22 protein-coding genes are annotated in these 20852 nt (G+C 31.5%); 10 read left to right on the top strand and 12 right to left on the bottom strand.

The features are described 5' to 3' along the window. The first annotated feature begins 8 nt into the window (after positions 1-8). Positions 9-2522: a mechanosensitive ion channel family protein gene (locus tag B0A81_RS14590; protein WP_089058718.1), complete on the top strand. Its 2514-nt coding sequence runs from the start codon at positions 9-11 to the stop codon at positions 2520-2522. Positions 2523-2581: 59 nt separating this feature from the next. Here B0A81_RS14590 and B0A81_RS14585 read toward each other — a convergent pair whose 3' ends face one another. From B0A81_RS14585 to B0A81_RS14565, 4 genes are all read right to left on the bottom strand, one after another. Continuing rightward, positions 2582-3067, bottom strand: a complete 486-nt coding sequence (locus B0A81_RS14585) for a hypothetical protein (protein WP_089058717.1) — start codon at positions 3065-3067, stop codon at positions 2582-2584. 87 nt (positions 3068-3154) lie between these two features. Further along, on the bottom strand, positions 3155-4075 hold the full coding sequence (locus B0A81_RS14580) for a transporter (protein ID WP_089058716.1): 921 nt from the start codon (positions 4073-4075) through the stop codon (positions 3155-3157). Between the two features lie 149 nt (positions 4076-4224). Further along, positions 4225-4746: a DUF4251 domain-containing protein gene (locus B0A81_RS14570; protein ID WP_089058715.1), complete on the bottom strand. Its 522-nt coding sequence runs from the start codon at positions 4744-4746 to the stop codon at positions 4225-4227. A gap of 65 nt (positions 4747-4811) precedes the next feature. Continuing rightward, positions 4812-5249, bottom strand: a complete 438-nt coding sequence (locus tag B0A81_RS14565; RefSeq protein WP_089058714.1) for an META domain-containing protein — start codon at positions 5247-5249, stop codon at positions 4812-4814. A 212-nt stretch (positions 5250-5461) separates the two neighbouring features. Between B0A81_RS14565 and B0A81_RS14560 the strand changes: the two genes are divergently transcribed. Continuing rightward, positions 5462-5989, top strand: a complete 528-nt coding sequence (locus B0A81_RS14560; RefSeq protein ID WP_089058713.1) for a superoxide dismutase family protein — start codon at positions 5462-5464, stop codon at positions 5987-5989. A 108-nt stretch (positions 5990-6097) separates the two neighbouring features. Then, positions 6098-7300, top strand: coding sequence for an LETM1-related biofilm-associated protein (locus B0A81_RS14555; RefSeq protein WP_089058712.1), 1203 nt, complete (start codon positions 6098-6100; stop codon positions 7298-7300). 51 nt (positions 7301-7351) lie between these two features. Here the strand turns inward: B0A81_RS14555 and can are convergent, their stop codons facing one another. From can to B0A81_RS14535, 4 genes are all read right to left on the bottom strand, one after another. Beyond that, the gene (can, locus tag B0A81_RS14550; RefSeq protein ID WP_089053179.1) at positions 7352-7987 is read right to left on the bottom strand and encodes a carbonate dehydratase; all 636 of its coding nucleotides are present in this window, start codon (positions 7985-7987) and stop codon (positions 7352-7354) included. A 123-nt stretch (positions 7988-8110) separates the two neighbouring features. Then, a complete protein-coding gene (locus B0A81_RS14545) occupies positions 8111-9748 on the bottom strand; it encodes a SulP family inorganic anion transporter (RefSeq protein WP_089058711.1) in 1638 nt (545 codons plus the stop codon). Positions 9749-9831: 83 nt separating this feature from the next. Next, positions 9832-10044, bottom strand: coding sequence for a hypothetical protein (locus B0A81_RS14540; RefSeq protein WP_233207038.1), 213 nt, complete (start codon positions 10042-10044; stop codon positions 9832-9834). A 205-nt stretch (positions 10045-10249) separates the two neighbouring features. Further along, positions 10250-10729, bottom strand: a complete 480-nt coding sequence (locus B0A81_RS14535; RefSeq protein ID WP_089053277.1) for a Dps family protein — start codon at positions 10727-10729, stop codon at positions 10250-10252. A gap of 109 nt (positions 10730-10838) precedes the next feature. Here B0A81_RS14535 and B0A81_RS14530 point away from each other — a divergent pair, with 109 nt between their 5' ends. Next, a complete protein-coding gene (locus B0A81_RS14530; RefSeq protein ID WP_089058710.1) occupies positions 10839-11780 on the top strand; it encodes a LysR substrate-binding domain-containing protein in 942 nt (313 codons plus the stop codon). 36 nt (positions 11781-11816) lie between these two features. Here the strand turns inward: B0A81_RS14530 and B0A81_RS21855 are convergent, their stop codons facing one another. Continuing rightward, on the bottom strand, positions 11817-12014 hold the full coding sequence (locus B0A81_RS21855; protein WP_089053175.1) for a hypothetical protein: 198 nt from the start codon (positions 12012-12014) through the stop codon (positions 11817-11819). Between the two features lie 166 nt (positions 12015-12180). Then, entirely contained in the window at positions 12181-12846 is a 666-nt protein-coding gene (mnmD, locus tag B0A81_RS14520; protein WP_089058709.1) for a tRNA (5-methylaminomethyl-2-thiouridine)(34)-methyltransferase MnmD, read from the bottom strand. A gap of 310 nt (positions 12847-13156) precedes the next feature. Here mnmD and B0A81_RS14515 point away from each other — a divergent pair, with 310 nt between their 5' ends. Then, on the top strand, positions 13157-14227 hold the full coding sequence (locus B0A81_RS14515) for a branched-chain amino acid aminotransferase (protein ID WP_089058708.1): 1071 nt from the start codon (positions 13157-13159) through the stop codon (positions 14225-14227). 252 nt (positions 14228-14479) lie between these two features. On the opposite strand, the gene B0A81_RS14510 is transcribed toward B0A81_RS14515, so the two are convergent. Further along, positions 14480-14860 (bottom strand): pyrophosphohydrolase domain-containing protein, encoded by a 381-nt coding sequence (locus B0A81_RS14510; RefSeq protein ID WP_089053172.1) that lies wholly within the window; start codon positions 14858-14860, stop codon positions 14480-14482. A gap of 429 nt (positions 14861-15289) precedes the next feature. On the opposite strand from B0A81_RS14510, the gene B0A81_RS14500 reads away from it, so the two are divergent. The 4 genes from B0A81_RS14500 (at position 15290) to B0A81_RS14485 (ending at position 18037) form a co-directional block, all read left to right on the top strand. Continuing rightward, positions 15290-16492, top strand: coding sequence for an SRPBCC family protein (locus B0A81_RS14500; RefSeq protein ID WP_089058706.1), 1203 nt, complete (start codon positions 15290-15292; stop codon positions 16490-16492). A gap of 78 nt (positions 16493-16570) precedes the next feature. Further along, a complete protein-coding gene (locus B0A81_RS14495; protein WP_089058705.1) occupies positions 16571-17113 on the top strand; it encodes an RNA polymerase sigma factor in 543 nt (180 codons plus the stop codon). 33 nt (positions 17114-17146) lie between these two features. Next, on the top strand, positions 17147-17560 hold the full coding sequence (locus B0A81_RS14490; RefSeq protein WP_089058704.1) for a hypothetical protein: 414 nt from the start codon (positions 17147-17149) through the stop codon (positions 17558-17560). Between the two features lie 18 nt (positions 17561-17578). Next, the gene (locus B0A81_RS14485; RefSeq protein WP_089058703.1) at positions 17579-18037 is read left to right on the top strand and encodes a sensor of ECF-type sigma factor; all 459 of its coding nucleotides are present in this window, start codon (positions 17579-17581) and stop codon (positions 18035-18037) included. Between the two features lie 73 nt (positions 18038-18110). Here the strand turns inward: B0A81_RS14485 and B0A81_RS14480 are convergent, their stop codons facing one another. Beyond that, positions 18111-19172: a beta propeller repeat protein gene (locus B0A81_RS14480; protein ID WP_089058773.1), complete on the bottom strand. Its 1062-nt coding sequence runs from the start codon at positions 19170-19172 to the stop codon at positions 18111-18113. Positions 19173-19409: 237 nt separating this feature from the next. On the opposite strand from B0A81_RS14480, the gene B0A81_RS14475 reads away from it, so the two are divergent. Beyond that, positions 19410-20771 carry a hypothetical protein gene (locus B0A81_RS14475; protein WP_089058702.1) on the top strand — a complete coding sequence of 454 codons (1362 nt, stop codon included), beginning with the start codon at positions 19410-19412 and terminating at the stop codon, positions 20769-20771. Positions 20772-20852 lie beyond the last annotated feature (81 nt).

Below are 20852 nucleotides of genomic sequence, written 5' to 3'. Positions count from 1 at the left end.
AAAGTATTATGATATTTTCGACTATAATTCGCAATGCTATTTTTTATAAAAACATCATAATTAACTTTACTGTTTTAAAAATAATTGCAATTGTACTTTTAACTGCCAGTCCAGTTTATACTTCTTATGCTCAAAGTTCACTTCTAGAAGATAGTCTTAAATTAAAAAACGAGATTCCTAAAAATACTAAGATTGAAAGTTTACTCAAATTAGATGAAGAGAAAAGCAGGCAGCTTTACATCGAAAATAAAATAACCAAAAACCATAATTTATTATTTGATGCTATTTCTAAAAACATTCAAGATGCCAATATTATTTTAAAAACGGGTATTGATTACAAAGGTTTTACTACAGAATTAGATTATGCTATCAAACTAAAAAAAACGGCTATAGATGGTATAATCAAAAATCGAAATGATTTTCAAACGCTTAGAAACATAACCGTTACATCGATTATGCTTAATGAATTGCAGACGCGTCTTGAAATTCAGCTTTCAAAGATCAAAAACAACAGCATCGAGTTAAGCAAAATACAAGGAAAAATTGACTCTTTAACAATTCAAAAATCGCTTTTTGTACTTCCAAAAGATTCATTGCGAAAGATCCTATATTATGATCGTTATTCTCAAATGTACTCTAATGTCAACTCACTTAATAAACGATTTAAAGATGCACTTGATAGTATCAGCAAACTGCAAATTACTGCGAGGCATTTTAAGTATGATCTGCAAAACGACATAATCGAGACCGATAATATTAGGAAAAACGAATTTCAAAATCTATTAGATTCTGATGGAACAATTTTTAGCACCAATTCAAGTGAAATGTCTTTTTATGAATCGTTCTTTTACTCGCTTACCAAAGAATCGATCATTTTAATATTCTTCATTTCAAATCATTTTAAAACAATTGTTTTAATGCTTCTGCTTGCAGTCGTTCTCGTCATTTATTTATTGTTTCTTAAAAAGAAGTATAAAAAAGAAGGCGTTTACAATACCACAAAACTTTCCAAACAAATATTTCGACATCCCATTTCGTGTGCCGTATTAGTTTCGTTTACTTTGTTCAATTTTTTCTTCACTTACCCTCCTTTTGCTTTTACAGCTCTTATTTGGTTAGTCTCGATAATAGCTTTAACCATAGTAAATAAAGAATATTTTACACCAAAAGAAAAGTTTGTATGGAAAACTTATGTCATTATTATTCTTCTAGGATTGTATGACAATAATATTCTAACACACTCTGTAAAAGAGGTTATTTTAATTTTAATAATAGCATTTTCATCAATTGCATTTACAATTTATAATCTGAAAAAGAATAAAGAAATTTTAAATCCCTTTTTTAAATACAGCTTGTATGTTTTAATAACTTTTGAAACAGCATCTATATTATTCATCTTAATTGGTAAAAACTATAATTTAGGAAAGCTTTTAGCCATAAACGGTATTATAACGGTTTTAATGTATTATTTATTCACCACAACATATCGTTTGCTTGCTGACATTATAAACTATTCTAATTATTTAAGAGAATCAAACGAAGAGAAATTATTAAACAGCAGCGAATTAGAAAAAATCAGTACCGATCCTAAAATCAATACTTTGTTTGTTCTTGGCTGGCTGGTGTCTATAGGCAAGAATTCATACCTTTTTCAAGCTATTCTCGATCCAATTATTAACTTTTTTACAGAACCTCGAAATATTGGCGATTTCAATTATTCTTATCAAAGTATTTTTGTTTTCTTCTTTATCATTATTGCTTCTGTCGTTATTGCTAAAATTGTTGCGTTTTTAACGAGTACTTCTATTAATTCCTCTTCAGGCGTTAAAAAAAATAAATTTGGCAGCTGGATGCTTTTCATACAAATTGCCATTTTTAGTATCGGAATAAGTCTCGCTTTTATATCATCTGGAATTCCTGTCGACCGCTTAACTATTATTATTAGTGCTTTAGGTGTTGGTATTGGATTTGGTCTTCAAACTTTAGTAAACAACATTGTCAGCGGTTTAATAATTGCTTTTGAAAAACCTGTAAACATAAATGATACAATTGAAATAGGCGGTCAAATGGTAAAAATGAAATCTATTGGAATACGAAGCAGTGTTGTAGGAACTTTTGACGGCGCCGATGTTATAATACCAAATGGAGATTTATTAAGCCAGCATTTAACGAATTGGACGCTCTCAAACAATAAAAAACGTACAGATATTTCTATTGGAGTCGCATACGGAACTAATTTAGAAAATGTAAAATCCTTACTGAATGAAATATTAAGAAACCATTCTTTAGTACTTCAATATCCAGAGCCAATTATTTGGATAACTACTTTTAATAGCAGTTCTATTGATATTGTTGTCAAATATTGGGTTGGGAATATAAATTTTGCAAGTGATGTAAAAAGTGATTTAATTATTGAAATTGATAAAGTTTTTAGAGCAAATAATATCGAAATTCCTTTTCCGCAGCAAGATATCTATATTAAACAAGATCAAAATAAAAGGAAAGACGAAAACGAAAATTGAGCATAAAAAAAGGCAGTTATTACAATAACTGCCTTTTTTTTTATGCGAATATAAATCTCTTAATTCAATTTTGCTTTGTCTAATTCTCCAATAAACGGAATTGAATTTTGTATTTCGTTACGAATTGTCGTTTGAAGATAAACTTCTAACTGTATAAATTTTGCAGCATTTATAGATCCAACAGCTTTTTTTGCCTGACCATACGTTTTTGAAAATAACTTTTCGTAGTCAATTTCATTTTTCAAAGCTGCTTTTGCCAGTTGGTCTGCTTTTTCATCAGTTAATGTTGCGTAATTGGCCGCATAATCATTAAGCAATTGAAATTTTGTTTGACCAAGAGCTTTACGCTGTGTTTCATAACTATCATAAACTTTTGTAAATGCTGCAGATTGAGTATCAGATAAATTCATGTATTCTTTTACAAGATCACTTTTTGATTTTCCATAAACACTTTGTACAACATCTAAATCTTCTTTGAAAGAAGATTGAGCATAAGAAGAAAACGTGGCCGCAGCCAAAATAAAAATAAGACTTAATTTTTTCATAATTTTGATTTTAAATTTGTTCTTAATGGATTATGCATACTCAAATATACTGATTTTTAACACATTAATCGTACATTTTTTTTCAGTTTAGAAAAATGAATATTGATAAGCCGCTGATAAAGCATAATAATTAAGTCCGTTATTAGTATATGCTCCAACGTGATACTGAAACTTTATAGACTGCCCTTTTGCTATAGGAGTTGAAAATGTTGCTCCTACCCGCCAATTATCAATTTGACTGTCATCAGAAACACCGTCTGTAATTGTTTTTCCGCCAAAGAACCAGTTTGTATTAAATCCTATCCACATTTTATTTTGAAAATAATAACTGGCATGTGCCTGTAAGCTATAAGTTGGCTTTTGTTCTAATTTTTTTCCAAGAAAATCATTATTATTAGTATAAAACCAAATACCGCCATAGGCTTCGGCATATACATGTGCAAAACGTTTTGAAACTCCAATTTCAGGTTTAAATCCCCAACGGTTAGTTCCTATATTAACTTGTTTATCATCATAATATCTGCCCGTTGGTATTGAGGTAACCAAACTTACTCCTAAAATCGTTTTTTGCTCAAAATTTCTAAATTCTGTCTTATCGAGTGCCGGCGAACCTAATAAATTAATTCCTAACCGAACTTTCATATCTGCAAATCCAGTTCGTGACCCAGTTAAAACATCACCATTTGTACGAGTTTGAGAACCATCCATGAATGTATAAGGCAAAGCAACCTGCACACGAGCCAATTTATTAGACACCGCAAAAGTTCTAATATAATTCACTGCTAAATTGTGGCTGTGGAGAGTAAAATCTGTAATAGGCAGCGAAGGATCTGTGAGCACATTACCATTCATAAAAACATAACCAATTGCTACAACATTTAAGTCCTTAGCAACATTAGCGTAAACTCTCGGTTCTAAATCTTGGCCGTACGAAGAAAATACCCCGAAGAAAAATAACAATACAAGCAAAAACTTTTCAGACAAAAAACAAGATGACTTTTTTAGCATAAAAATAATTCAGGGCATCATTAATAACAGAAACTCTTTACTCTTTACTCTTTACTCTTTACTCTTTACTCTTTACTCTTTACTCTTTACTCTTTACTCTTTACTCTTTACTCTTTACTCTTTACTCTTTACTCTTTACTCTTTACTCTTTACTCTTTACTAACAACCTTCTTCGGCGCACTTACTACACCATCATAAAAAATAGAAGCCCTATTGTTACTGCTTACAGAAAGAGAACTGTTTCCATTAAAAAAGATCGTAAATACCAAATCATAAACATCATTTCTCCCTTTAACTGTCGCTTTTACAACGTAGTTTTTTTTATTCTTTTCAATCTTCAAATTATAAGGAACTCCTTCAAATTTAATTCCCCCGTCAGTTCCGTATCCTACATTATATCCACGTCCAAAAAAGGGTAAATCACAAGTTGTTTTTTCAGTATTAAAATTTAAAAAATAAGTATTATAATCTAAATTAATAATCCTTCCTCCTGTCGGAGTAGTTTTTTGCGCTTCAAAAACAAAATCTTTAGCATCAATCAAAGCCTCAATTTCTTTCTGTTTTTGTAGTTCTCTCTCGGTCTTTAGTTCTTTTTTAGATTTTTGTTGTGCTGAGACAGAAAAATTCAGAAAGACCAGTACTACTAATAAAATGGATAATTTAGTTTTCATCTTTAAATAGCATTTATATTGTTTAACAACAAACCATAATCAAAAAAAAAAAACAGTAAACAACCTTACTGTTTTTTCGTGAATCTCATCATGACAATATCTCCAGAAATAAAAAGAAGTGTTTTCCCTTCATCTGTAATATCATACGAAGTTATTTTTTGAAGTGTATTCATATACACACTTTCTCCCTGTCCGTCAAGGCACATCATTTTTGTAACCGCCATAGGTTGTGTAAAATCTGTTTTGTTACCATCTAAAACAAGTTTGCCTGTATAGGAATTACAACTATTATTACCCGAAACCTGATTTTCTTTTATATTAAAATTTATCGTTGGTTTTTTATTTGGATATAATCCTTCAAAGGCAATTCTAGGACCTGTAATAAAATTAAGTTCCCAAGTTCCATCAAGTTTAGCCGTTGCATCACTTTTTTTGCCTTTAGAAGCACTACAAGAAATCAGCATTATACTAAGAAAGGCTAGGATAAAAATTCTTTTCATCATAAAATAAAGTATTAAATTTAAACATATTGAGCCTTTTTTAGAATAAAAATAGAGCTCAAAATCACTACTAATTTACACAATATAATCCGTTTCGTATTGATACTTTCTATAAATTACAAGGAATAGTTTGACTTTTATTTAACTTTTACAACCTCGCTTTGTCGTTATTTTATGTTAAATTTACTTAATATTTAATTTAAATGCCCATAAATATGAAAAAAATAATCGCGTCTTTCGCTATAATTACAGCTTTAGTCATTGGTTGTAAAACAAATACAAAATCAAGTGATGCCAAAACTCTGACTGTAGCTTTAGAACCTAAAAGCAACAGCAAGGTAGCAGGAACGGCAACTTTTACAGAGAAAAACGGTAAGGTGACTTTCACAGCAAAAATATCTGGATTAACACCGGGTGTTCACGCTATACACATTCACGAAAAAGCAGATTGTACTTCTGCTGATGGAAGTTCTGCAGGCGGACACTGGAATCCAACCTTTAAAAAGCATGGAAAATGGGGCGTTGGAGAGTATCACAAAGGTGATATTGGAAATTTCACTGCTGATGAAAAAGGAAATGGAACTATTACAATGACAACTGATGAATGGTGCATTGGCTGCGAGGATGAGACAAAAAATATTCTAGGAAAAGGTTTAATTGTTCATCAAGGTACTGATGACTTTACTACTCAACCAACTGGAAATGCCGGCGGAAGAGTTGCTTGCGCAGGAATTATCAAATAAATAAAGCCTATAACCACTATTTTTTCACAAAAATCTAGTGGTTATTTTATTTTATATTCACACTAAAACAAGAAAAAGATATAGCTTTGCAGCTATAAATTTAAGTCAATGATTAACCCATCTGCACCAGGCTGGATAGACAAGTATTTTAGCGAACAAAAGTTTTCAGAAGCAATCCCTTTTGAAACGACTGATTCGTTTTACTATAAAGTTAGAGAAACTGGTTTTATTTATGGACATATTATTGCAATTGATTCTCGAATTCCAATTCCGATAAAAGGCTGGTTTAAAACCGAAATTTCTAAAGTCGCTTTACTAAACACACTTTACAATGTTTTTTGTTTAGAAAAAAGAGACTTTGAACCTCTGCATTTTATTACCGAAGTCTTAAAATTCTACAAACAAATGAATCCTGAAGGTTTCAATTTGTTTAAAATTTTACTGCCAAAAGATACTCCTTCTTTATCTTTAGAAAATATAATAGATCAAAGAGTACAAACAAACGATAGTATTATCAGCAAAAACTTTTCGCATCTGGTAACCAATGCTCTTTTGTTTATTGATGTTTTGGCATTTAGACAATATTTAGTGCATGGCGAAATTCCCGAAAAATATTTAAAACGAATTGAAGAAACTGTCCTTGGAATTGTTGCATTGGCATTAAAAACCAAAACCATCAAATCTCAGCACGATGATTTGTTAATTAAACTTTTTGAAGCATCTATTCGCTATTCTAAATTCTCAAAAGTTACTGTTGAAACTTTAGAGACTTTACAACTGGACTATTTCAGCAATAAATTAGAGCAATATTACTTAATCGATATGGCCGGAATGGCTTTATGGAGCGATGGTGTTGTAGAAAACGAAGAAGCATACTTTTTGTATTCATTAGGATCAATGATGGGCGTTTCTGATGATTTTGTTACTAAAAGTATCGATACAACAAATACTTTTATTACTACTCATAAAAAGAAAATTCCCTATTTTAACTACTCCAATCCTGTCAAACACTTTTATGATCAAATGACACACAGTGTTGTAAAATTGATTGTAAGAAACAAAAACAGATTAGTTAAGGAAATTATCCAAAGTAAGGAATTAATGGTTTTATTGGCTTATTCTACTACGAGAGATTTGGATGCCAAGGAAAAGAAGAAAGTTAAAAAACAGCTTTTAGATATTTGCAAAACCATTCCGTCGCTTACCATCTTTTTACTTCCCGGCGGAAGTTTATTACTGCCTATTCTAATCAAGTTTATCCCAACATTATTACCGTCTGCTTTTAATGAAAATCTAGACGAAAACGAATAAAAAAAATCGCCCTTTTGAGGCGATTTTTTCATAACAATTTTTATTTAACTACTAAAGATCAAGCTGATAAACTTCATCAAGCTCTTCGTTTGAACTAATATTTACATTTAAATCGGTAACAAACCCAGAATTCAATCCGTAAACCCATCCGTGAAGCATTAAATCTTGACCGCTTTTCCATGCACCTTGTACAATTGAAGTTTTTGCCAAGTTATAAACCTGCTCTTTAGCATTGATTTCAACAAAAGCATTAAAACGCTCTGTTTCATCTTGAATTGAATTTAAATATTTATCGTGTAAACGATATTCATCTTTAATATGACGAATCCAGTTATCGATAATTCCAACAGATTGCTGACCCATAGCCGCTTTTACGCCGCCACAACCGTAATGTCCGCAAACAATAACGTGTTTAACTTTTAAAACATTAACCGCATAATCCAGAACACTCAACATATTCATATCTGAATGAACAACCATATTTGCAATGTTTCTGTGTACAAAAACTTCACCGGCTTTTGCTCCAATAATTTCGTTTGCAGGAACACGACTGTCAGAACATCCAATCCATAATAAAGGCGGAGTCTGCCCTTTTGCTAAATCAGCAAAAAAATTAGGATCTAATGCTAATGATTTCTCAACCCATTGCTTATTGTTCTCTAGTAACTGCTTATAAAACTCTTTCATTTTTTTGATTTTTTGATTGGTACTTCAACATGCTTAAACATATTAAAAATAACTTACGGTAAAGTTATCTAATTTTCTAATACTTCTCACCATGAAGAAATACCTTTAATTAATATAATTTGTTTAAACTTTTTCTTTTTGTACCATTTCTCTTTTAGCAACATCGTAATAGTGTTCTATAGAGACATGATTATTATTTTCTGGTGTGTTTTCAAGTTCGTAAGCTTCTTTAAATCCTTTCAGCTTCACTTCGATGTTTTCGTCAATAGCGCGCGTTTCTTTAAACTCACGAATTAAATCTAAAACATCATGCGCAATATACTCTGTATCTTCTGCGCTAATAACCACTTTAGAATTTTCAGGTATCTCACTCAAAGTCAATTTAATTGCAGCTTTGTTCAAGAAAGAAACTTCTTGTGCTAAATCGATATGAATAATATCTCCGTCTTCGTATTCTTCTTTCTTAAAGCTGTATGCTCTTTTTAAGTTTCCTCTTAATACGAAAATAACACTGATAATAATTCCTAACGCTACACCTTTAAGCAAATCTGTAGCTACAACAAATACTAAAGTTGCAACAAAAGGTATGAACTGATACTTTCCTTTTTCCCAGAAATGTTTGAATGTAGCCGGTTTAGCTAATTTATATCCTACCAAAATTAAAACGGTAGCTAATGTTGCCAATGGAATTTTATTCAAAATAGCTGGAATTGATAAAACACTTATCAATAACAATACACCGTGAATAATCGCTGACATTTTTGATTTTGCTCCTGCATTATTATTTGCAGAAGATCTCACTACTACAGAAGTCATTGGTAAACCTCCTAAAAGTGAACTCACAATATTACCAATACCTTGCGCTCTAAGCTCAACATTTGTATTAGTATAACGTTTTTGAACATCCATTCTGTCCGCAGCTTCAATACACAAAAGTGTCTCAATAGAAGCTACAATGGCAATTGTAATAGCAACTACCCAAACCTGAGGATTTGTAACCGCAGCAAAATTTGGTGTAATTAGAATAGATTTAAATTCGTCAAAAGATTTTGGAACTGGCAATGAAACCAAATGTTCTTTTGCAATCGCCAATGAGCTTCCTGAAGAAACAAAAAATTCGTTTAAAACTACTCCTAGAACAACAGCAACAAGCGCACCTGGAACTAACTTTAATTTCTTTAAAAAAGGAACTTTATCCCAAGAAATTAAAATTACAAGTGAAACAAGTGAAATTACTACTGCTCCTAAATGAATGTGATTAACTACGTCAAACAAGAATGAAAATGAATTACTTCCGTCATTTTGAACGAAAGCCTGATCACCTTCAAAATCTGCATCGTAACCAAATGCGTGAGGTAATTGTTTTAAAATAATGATAATTCCTATACCGGCCAGCATCCCCTCAATAACATTTGTTGGAAAATAATTGGAGATACTTCCTGCTTTTAAGAACCCTAATGCTAATTGAATTAGTCCTGCAATAAAAACAGACATCAAAAACACATCAAAAGCACCTAAATCAGTAATCGCGGTTAAAATAATAGCTGTTAGTCCGGCAGCCGGTCCTGAAACGCTGATATGCGACTGGCTCAAATAACCAACCACTATACCACCAATAACACCTGCAATAATTCCAGAAAATAAAGGCGCTCCAGAAGCCATTGCAATACCTAAACACAACGGAAGAGCCACCAAGAAAACCACTAAACCTGAAGCAAAGTCAGACTTAAGGTTGGCAAAAAGATTAATTTTTTTTGTCATAATACAATACTAAATAAATTATTCATCAAAGTTTTACCGCACTTAATCAAAAATGCAGTTAGTTCAAAATAAAGTCGGAAGTATTATGCCAAGTTGGGAGGTGGAGCAAAAATGCTCGGAGAAATATTGTCTAGTTTTACAATATTTTCAGACGCGATCGTCTTTTTTTCAATATAAACAGGCATAACAACTTCATGTTGAAGTATTGCTGGATATACAGCAGCCTTAAGTTCTTTATGAGAATGCTCTTCTTCAGAAAAACTGAAAAATATAGACGTATCCGTGCTTTTCTTCATCACCGTAATAATTGTAGGGGTAGATAAGAAAGCAATGAATATGAATAATAATATGCGAGCAACTAATTTCATTCCAGCAAAAATAACGTTATACAAACAAAATCAAAGCATCCAACCAAAATTTTCATAGAAATTTAACATTCATAAAAAAGGCAGAATGTGTAACCTACTCATTCTGCCTCTTAATTTATTAACAAACAAGTTGTTATAACTCCTCGTCAAGCCAAGCATTCATCATCCAGATCGTTTTTTCTTGCTCTGCAATAAAATCACTCATCATCGAATTCGTACCTTCATCGTTAATTTCTGCAGATTTATTCAAGATTTCACGCTCAATTTTTAGCAAATCCGATAAAGAACTCACAATTAAATGAACCGCTTTCTCATCATTTGATATGTTTTTTCCAACAGTTAATTTGTTATTTTTAATATAATCCTCAAATGTATGCAAAGGTGTTCCTCCAATTGTCAAAACTCTTTCGGCGATCATATCAATTTTTAATTGTGAATCTGTATACAATTCTTCAAATTTAACATGAAGATCGAAGAAACGTTTTCCTCGAATATTCCAATGAATTCCTCTTAGATTTTGATAATAAACTTGAAAATTTGACAATAGAACATTTAATTCTTTTACTAATAACTCTGATTCTTTTACTGGAAGTCCTAAAATATTTGTTTTCATAATTTTCATTTTTTATAATGAGTTTACTACAAATTTAAGCTAACTTCTTCAAAAAAAACATAAAAAAAAATTATATTTAGTTATTTTTGCATCAAAAAATTCTATTAAAATGACGATAACTCAATTACAATATGTATTAGCCGTTGCAGAGCATAAAAATTTTACGCTTGCTGCTGAAAAATGCTTTGTGACTCAGCCTACTTTAAGTATGCAGATCCAAAAAATTGAAGAAGAACTAAATATTTTAATATTTGATCGAAGTAAAAAACCAATTCAACTGACTGATATTGGACAAAAGATTGTAAACCAAGCAAAAAATATTGTAAACGAAGCTGACCGAATTAAAGATATTGTTGAACAGCAAAAAGGTTTTATCGGCGGAGAATTTCGATTAGGAATTATCCCAACTATTATGCCGACTCTTTTGCCTATGTTTTTAAATAATTTCATTAAGAAATATCCAAAAGTAAAACTCTTAATAGAAGAGCTTAATACAGATGAAATTATTATAAAACTAAAAAATGGTCATTTGGACGCTGCTATTGCTGCAACTCCGCTTGAAGATGAAAAGATAAAAGAGATCGTTTTATACTTTGAGCCTTTTGTAGCCTATATTCCAGAACATCATAGCAGTTTTCAAAAAGAAGAAATCGAAGTTGCTGATTTAAACATCAATGAAATTTTACTTTTACAAGACGGGCATTGTTTTAGAGATGGAATTTTGAATTTATGCAAACACAGTGCTGATGCTGATCAAAATAATTTTCAAATTCAAAGCGGCAGTTTTGAAACCTTAATAAAATTAGCCGATGAAGGTTTGGGCACAACACTACTTCCGTACTTGCACACTTTAGACTTAAAAGAATCCGATAAACTGAAACTACGAAATTTTAAGGAACCTAAACCCGCTCGCGAAGTAAGTTTAATTTACCCTAAGAGCGAATTAAAAATGCAAATTATTGATGCACTTAGATCAACAATTGCCGGCGTTGTAAAAGGAGCCATTGTTTTTCAAAACGTGCAAATCATCAGTCCGCTGCAAAAGAAATAAAAATAAAAAAGGAGCCAATTTTCGGCTCCTTTTCTTTTATACTTTAATTAGTAGTAGACTTTGTTTTAGTTCTGGTTTTTCAATTATAAAATTTAATAACCATTCTTGCAATTGTTCCATTTCGTATGGTAACAGTGTTTTGATAGCTTTTTCTAATTCTTTGCAGAAAAGTATCGGATCGAAACTTACTCTTTCAAGTATTGATTTCGTGTAATCAAACATTATTTTTGACATAATAAAATAAGATTTTCGGGGGTTATCTATTATTTTAAACTCGAGCCAAATTTAAGCAAATATCATTCATAAAGACAATTTTTAACTTATTTTTTTAAAAACTTTAGCAGCGAATACGTTTTCTTAGTGCATATAAATCAATCTAGAATAATTCTAAATAACTCATTTAGACCTTTTTAAAAGCTCGAAACATCTCTCTTTTCCCAGGAGGTCCTGTTAATTTTTCAACAGTAAATCCAACTTCAATCATGCTTCTTTTAACAACTCCTCGAGCGGCGTAAGTAACAAGAACGCCATTTGGCTTTAAACTATTGTACATTTTCTGAAAAATGGTTGTACTCCAAAGCTCCGGCTGCACTCTATATCCGAAGGCATCAAAGTAAATCAAATCAAAAATTCCTAAATCGTCAATTTCATCAAAAAATTGTTTTCTTTTAGTTAACGAAAATCTTGAATTAATTTCCACTTCGTGATTCCACTCGCTTTCATGCATTTTTTTAAATACTTCCGAAAAACTTTCTGCTTCTAATTCTTGGACATAATTCATTGCCAAAACTTCACTTGCATCAATCGGATATGCTTCTACTCCAACATAATTAATATTCTGCTGTTTTTCTTCAGATTCTAAAAAAGTAATAAAAGCATTTAAACCAGTTCCAAAACCAATTTCAAGAATAGAAACTGGATTACGCTCAAATAACGACAATCCATTTTTTATAAATACGTGTTTCGCTTCCTGAATAGCGCCGTGTTTTGAATGATAACTTTCGTTCCATTCTTCCAAATGAATTGTTGTTGAGCCATCTAGCGTTTTAATTATTTCTCTTTTCACGATTTTCAAATTTTACAATGACTTTTCATTGATTTATTGCTCATTTTCACAGTCAAATTTAGTCAAAACAAATGCGTAAAGCCTTAAAAAACGACACTTTTTTCATAAAATCTTTATAAAACTTAGCTAAAATTTTAGGTTTATTATTAGATAAACAAATCTCAGTCAAATGCAGGAATTAATGTAGTTTTACTAAACAAATTATATATTTTTCCGTAATTTTGCATTCAACAAAACCTATTCTTCATCAGATCATTACGTTATATTTTCATTTGAAAGAATACAAATTAGATAAAAACTTTACATAATTATGAGTACAACTCAAACAAGCAAAATTGAAATCAGAAAAGCTACTTCTTCTAAGATAAGCTCTGTAGACTTTGAAAACTTAAGCTTTGGTGCTGTATTTACAGACCATTTATTAGAATGCGATTATAAAGACGGACAATGGCAGGCTCCGGTCATTAAGCCTTATGCTCCTATTTTAATGGACCCATCTTCTAAAGTCTTTCATTATGGTCAAGCAATTTTTGAAGGAATGAAAGCTTACAAAGATGACAATAATGATGTTTGGTTGTTTAGACCTGATGAAAACTACAAACGTTTCAACAATTCTGCTGTTCGTATGGCAATGCCGGAAGTTCCAGAAGATGTATTTATGGAAGGTTTGAATGAATTATTAAAAATCGATCAAGAGTGGATTCAAAGAGGAAACGGAGCAAGTATGTACATTCGTCCTTTTATGATTGCTACAGGACCTGGCGTAATCGCAAATCCATCTGATGAATATAAATTCATGATTTTACTTTCTCCAGCAAAATCATATTATGGAGGTGAAGTAAAAGTAATTATTGCCGAGCACTACAGTAGAGCTGCAAATGGCGGAATTGGTGCAGCAAAAGCTGCAGGAAACTACGCTGCTCAGTTTTACCCAACTAACTTAGCAAACAAAGACGGTTTTCAACAAGTTATTTGGACTGATGATGCTACGCATACAAAATTAGAAGAAGCTGGAACAATGAACGTTTTCTTCAGAATCAATGATACTTTATTGACAGCTCCAACAAGCGAAAGAATTTTAGATGGTATTACCAGAAAAAGTTTAATTGCAATGGCTGAAAAAGAAGGTTTAAATGTTGAAGTTCGCCCAGTAATTGTTTCTGAACTTGTTGAAGCTGCTAAAAACGGATCTTTAAAAGAGATCTTTGGAGCTGGAACTGCTGCAGTTATCAGTGTAATTAAAGGATTCTCATATAAAGGTGAATATTATGAAATGACTCCAGTAGAGAATTCATACGCTTCATTCTTAAAAGAAAAACTAACAAGTCTTCAAAACAAACTTTCTGAAGATACTTATGGATGGACAGTTAAGGTTCAATAATTCAAAGATATTTAAATATAAAAACCCGACAGATTTTAAAAATCTGTCGGGTTCGTTTTTTTCACAATCTTGTCATTTCGACGAAGGAGAAATCTCCACAAGTAACTCCGCAACGAAAGACCAATCTTTGTAGAGCTTCTAGCGAAGATTTCTCCTTCGTCGAAATGACAAAAATAACGCAAAGCTTTGCGAACTTTACGTTTTTATAAGAACAGCAGAAAAAAACTTAGCGTTCTTTGCGTTTAATCTTCTTTACAACAACTTCGAAAAATCAGGCTTGAAGTAATTTGGCCCTTTCATCACTTTTCCATCTTCACGATAAATCGGCTTCCCATCTTCACCAAGTTTACTCATATTACTACGTTGAATTTCATCAAAAACAGCTTCAATTTTATCCTGCAAACCGTGCTCGATAATTGTTCCGCACAAAATATACATCATATCACCAAGAGCATCAGCAATTTCAACTAAATCATTATTTTGAACCGCTTCAAGATATTCTTCATTTTCTTCTTTCATTAAATTATAACGAAGCAGTTTTTTAGTTTCTCCCAAATCAGCAATTGGAGTATGACTATGACCTATTTTAAAAGCAGTATGAAATTCAGTAACTGCATCTAATTGTTTCTTCATGTTTTTATTTGATTAAATGAAATGGCAAATTAGCAACAATTCGTATACAATTCTCTAAATTTGTCAAAAATAATTTTTAAAGTATGTTTAGTCAAGGACAATTAATTTTCGGACTCTGTTTTTTTATCACATTTGTAATCGTAATGATTTTCGCTTACCGCAAAGATCTTGTACTTCATAAAGTTTTTTACAAGGGAAATTATAAAGTCCTTATTGCTTTTCTACTTTTTATTGCGATTTTATTTGTGATCAAAATCTTTTTAAAGAGATAGTCAGCCATATTAAACTTTCAAGAAAAGTACAATTTAACCATTCCCCGATCGTTATTTTATAAAGTCCTTTAATTGGAGAAAACGGAATCCAACTTTTATTTTTGTTATTAGTTTGGACTCGCAATAAAATTTATAACTTTACGCAAAACCTGCACAAATGAAGATTCTAAAATATTTATTTCTTTTACTATTATTAAGTTTAGTCGCTCTAACCGTTTTTGTTGCCACCCAAAAAGGGATTTTTTATGTTGAAAGAAGCAAAGTCATCAATTCACCAAAAGCTACGGTCTATAATTATGTAAATGATTTTAGAAATTATGAAGATTTTGAATCTTGGTCAACGGAAGATCCATCTATAAAAATGACTTTTCCGAACAAAACCAGCGGAAACGGCGCTTCATTTTATTGGTCGGGTGACGAAGGCAATGGAAATGCAATTACCTTAAAAACAAAAGAAGGTGAAAGCATTGAACAAAAAATGAAATACGACGGCACAGAGGCTGACGTAACTTGGACTTTTAAAGATACTTTAGCAGGAAAAACAAAAGTTACTTGGAAAGCAAAAGGAACTATGAGCTTTTTGTTTAAAATATACACGGCGCTAAATGGCGGTTCCGACAAGGTTATTGGTACTATTTACGAAAAAAGCCTTGCAAATATTGACAAGAATTTAGATTACGAAACAAAAACTTATGCCGTAGAAGTAAATGGAGTTGTAAAGAAAACTGAAACACCTTACATCAAACAGACTTTTACCAGCGAAATTCAGAAAGTAAATAAAAACGCTAGAATTGTAATTCCGAAACTTATTCAGTTCAGCGAGACCAATGGTTTAAGCACAACCGGAAAGCCGTTTATTATTTATCATACTTATGACACTGCATCAGGATTGGCAAAAATTTCGATATGTCTTCCTATAAACAAAGAAATCTCAATTAGTTCTGGAAGTGATATTTTATCAGGAAAACTAAATGGTTTTGATGCTGTAAAAACAACTTTAAAAGGTGATTATTCGCATACTAACGAAGCTATTTCAAAAACAACAGCATACATCAATAATCAAAAGATAAAACCAGAACTAACCTGGTCGCATCTTGAAATTTTATCGATCAGTAAATTAGACGTAAAAAGTCCGTCTAAATTAATAACAGAAATCTATTTTCCTATTATTCCTAAAATCGTTCCAGCGACGCCTGTTAGTTCTCCAGTTTATTCGCCTGAACCAGAAGAAGGCGTTGACACTGTGACGCATGAAGCAGCAAAACCTGCGGTAACAAAACCAGTAACACCAAAACCTGTAACACCAAAACCTGCCGCTGCACCAACACAAAATAAAGAAGAAGAGCAATCAGAATTCTAAACTTTTGAAGGTGGTCATTAAACCTTTTGTTTAAAATTCATTCTAATACCATATAAAAGGTTTGATAAATCAAAAAGTTTGACAGACGAGAAGGAATTTATACAACAATTATTAAATCCTAAAACGCAAAATACAGCGTTTCAAAAGCTCCTATCTGATTATCAAAAACCATTGTATTCTCATATTCGAAATATTGTTTTGAATCATGATGATGCTGACGATGTTTTACAAAACACTTTCGTTAAAGTATTTCAATACTTAAAAAACTTCAAGGAAGAAAGCAAACTTTTTTCCTGGATGTATCGCATTGCAACAAATGAAGCTTTGACTTTTTTAAATCAGAAAGCAAAACTAAATGGTATTACTTCTGAAAGCCTGCAGAACAAAACAATTGATAATTTAAAATCAGATGTTTATTTTGATGGTGATGAAATTCAGATCAAGCTTCAAAAAGCAATAATTACATTACCCGAAAAACAGCAGTTAGTTTTTAAAATGAAGTATTTTGAAGAATTAAAATACGAAGAAATTTCAGAAATTCTTGGAACGTCGGTTGGTGCATTAAAAGCATCTTATCATCATGCCGTAAAAAAAATAGAAATATATGTTACATCAAATTAAACCTTTTGTAACGAAACTTATCTTATTGTTATTATGAAAGCATTTAAACTAGAAAACGAACCGAAAATACCATCAGGATTTAAAACTCCTGAAAACTATTTTGATACATTTTCGGCAAAAGTTTTACAGCAGATAAACGAAGAAGAGATTAAAGTAATTCCGATTTACAAGCGCAAAAAAACAATGACACTTATTGCTGCCGCTGTAGTTGGTATTGCATTAATGATTCCTGTTGTCAACAATTACAACGCAACTTCAAAAGAACTTGATGAAGCAACTTTAGAAACCTATTTATCTTATCAATCAAATTTGAATCAATACGATTTACTTCGAGAATTAGACACTAAAGACATTGAAAAGCTGAATAAAAATGTTGCGCTGGAACAAGAAACTCTAGAAGATATTTTATCATCTAATCCAAATATTGAAAATTTAATTTCTGAATAAAAACATAAAAATTAAAATATGAAAACTAAAAATATACTAACATTCCTTCTGTTTTTAGTAAGCTTTTCATTTTACGCTCAAAATGACAAAGCAGATGACAAACGTGAAAAAATCAAAGCATATAAGGTTTCTTTTTTAACAACTGAATTAGAGCTTACTTCAACTGAAGCTGAAAAATTTTGGCCTATCTATAATACTTATGACGACAAACAATATGAACTGCGTCATAACAAAATGAAAACCTACCTGCGTAAACTAGATGATGATAATCTTAGTTCACTTTCAGAAAAAGAAGCAGCAGTATTATTATCACAAATCGAATCTACAGATAAAGAACTTTATCTTTTACGTGAAAAATACACAGCAAATCTTAAAAAAATACTTTCGGCAAAGAAAATATTAAAGCTTAAAAAATCAGAAGATGATTTTAATCGAAAATTATTAAAACAATATCGAGACAAAGCAGGAAAAAATTAAGCTTCTTAAAAATACAACAGCGATAAGAACCCTATATAATAATACTTACTTTATTATTTAGGGTTCTTGTTTTTTACTTAAAATTAAGTCTAACTACTTTATTATGTCCTGCAGCAATTGCCGTATTTCTATTGATAAATCGAACAGTAAAAAACTTCGTATCTGTAGATAATTGCGTCCAATTTTCACCTCCATTTTGAGAATACTGAATTCCCTCAGAGCCTACACAAATAATTTCTTTTCCATTTCCTCCTGGAACATATTGCACACATGATGCATAGCCAAAGCCCATATTCTGTCCAATCAATTCCCAAGTTTTCCCTCCATCTTTTGTAAAAGCTTTGTTATCTACTTTTTTACTCGGATTCTCGTAGTCACCACCAGCTATAAAACCGTGTTTAGCATCATAAAAATCAGCTGTAAAAATACCTGTCATTGTTTTTCCTTGAACAATTGGAGTCTCAACAACTTTCCATGTTTTTGCCTTATCGGCCGAATAAAAAACACGTGCTTTTTTCCCGCCTGAAACCAGCCAAGTATCATTTCCTTTTATAACAACATTAGTATTACTTGCAGCAAAAGCGGCTTCTCCAACTGCATTTGTAGGTAATTTATCGGATAATATCTTAGTCCAAGTTTCTCCTCCATCACGAGTAACAATTATAGAAAAAGTATCTTCTGTTGGATCTCCAATAGCAATACCTTCTTTATCATTCCAAAACTGCATACTGTCGTAAAAAACTTTCGGATTAACCTCTTTATAAACCAGTTTTACTTTCTTGTCTTTTTTATCAACGGAATAAAGCAAAGCTGGATTTGCAACACTTAATAGAAACACATTTTTTGAAGTTTGCGCAATGCTTCTAAATTCTAATTTAAGCGTATCACGATAAATATGTTCTTCAAACTTCTCTTTTTTATCTAAATCATAGTAGCCAAAACGAGAATTATCAGCTCCATACCACACTTTATTTTTATCGATTAAGATTGCTCTTATGCTAATTTTATCTTTAAATAAAGTATCTATTGTCATTGATGTAAAACCACTGCTGTAATTAACTACGGTTTTATAATTAAATGTTCGAAATGACATCAATAAAATAAAAATACCACAAAATAAAACTAGTTTTTTCATATAAATTAAGATTTGGCTGTTGCTAAAATACAATTTATTATAACATTTCAAATAAGTTTTCGCTTTTTTATAAAACAACTTTTTTCTCTCCTTTATCTATCAAATAAAAACACAATCTTCAAACAGTAAAACATAAACATCTGAAACAAAAACACTTAAGAACACATTAAGCAACAAACAAATTTGTGGCATAGTAATTGGATATCTCAAAACATTAATACTTAATATGATTTTATCATGAAAACTAAACTACTTTTTATAGCGCTCGCAGCATTAGTTTTAGGTTCTTGTTCGGCACAAAGCCAAACTACTGTTTACGCAAAAAACTCAGACATTAGTGATAACTTAGATCTTAGAGCGGTTGCTTCAATGTTTGGAGAATCAGCAAATCTTCAAGATTTTGAAAGACGTTTAAATGATCCTAAATATCAAATTTCAAATCTTGATTTAAACGGCGATGATCAGGTTGATTATTTACGTGTCATTGAATCTGTTGAAAACAGAACGCACGTTGTAATTATTCAAGCTGTATTAGATCGTGACGTTTATCAAGACGTAGCTACTATTGATGTAGAAAGAGACAATTACAACAAAGTAAGCGTTCAGATTGTAGGAAACTCGTATTTATACGGTACAAACTATATTTATGAGCCAGTTTATAATGTAGTTCCTGTAATTTATTCTTCGTTCTGGGTTACAAATTACAGACCTTATTATTCATCATGGTATTGGAATTATTACCCAACTTATTACGCCGCTTGGAGTCCGTATCCTGTTTACAAATATAGAAACAACATAAATGTTTGCATCAATGTGAATAATAGCTACAACTACGTAAACTACAGAAGAAGCTATAGAGCTCCAGTACTTTATGAATCAAGACGTACTTATGGCTACGAAAGAATAAGACCAAATTATAGTTTCGAACAAAGACACGCTAATACAGGAAACAGATACGATTTAGATCAAAGACGAACTGCAAGCAGAGAATCAAACAGATCTCAAAATACTTATAATTCAAACAGATCAAACACAAACAGAGTATCTTCTAACAGTGATTTTGGAAACAGCAGAAATTATAACGACAACAGATCAACATCTAATAGAAATTATAACAATACAAATCGTTCAACAAATTCTAGCAGAGAAAATTCTACAATTGTATCTAATCCAGTAAGAACAGAAAGCGGCAGAAACAATTCGACTGTTTCTTCTCCAAGAACTTCTTACGAAACTAGAACAAATAGAGTTTCTGAGCAGACAAATCAGCCTTCTAGAGATTATTCTGAAAGCAGAACAAGTTCAAACAATAGAATGAACACTGAAAGAAGTGTTCCAGTTCAAAGAACTGAATCATCTAGAAGTTATTCTGATAGAAGTTCAACAAATAGAACTGTCAATCAATCAGCTGCACCTGTACAAAGAACAGAGTCACCAAGAAGCTATTCTCAAAACAGAGGCAGTTCTGACAACTCCTCTTATTCAAGACCTCAAAGCGCTCAGCGTTCTGAATCTTCTAGAGGAAATCAGGAATCAAGAAGCAGCCAGCCGCAGAGAGAAAGCGGTTCTGGTTCAAGAGAAGGCGGACGAAGAGGATAACTTAAATATTCTATTTTTTATTTAAAACTAAAAGCACAATTTGGGGATTGTGCTTTTTTTTATCTTTTTAATTATAATTGC

It is taken from the genome of Flavobacterium plurextorum, assembly GCF_002217395.1.
GTDB lineage: Bacteria > Bacteroidota > Bacteroidia > Flavobacteriales > Flavobacteriaceae > Flavobacterium > Flavobacterium plurextorum.
The sequence above is the reverse complement of the archived record's forward strand: the minus strand, read 5'-3'. Positions and strand labels throughout refer to the sequence as shown.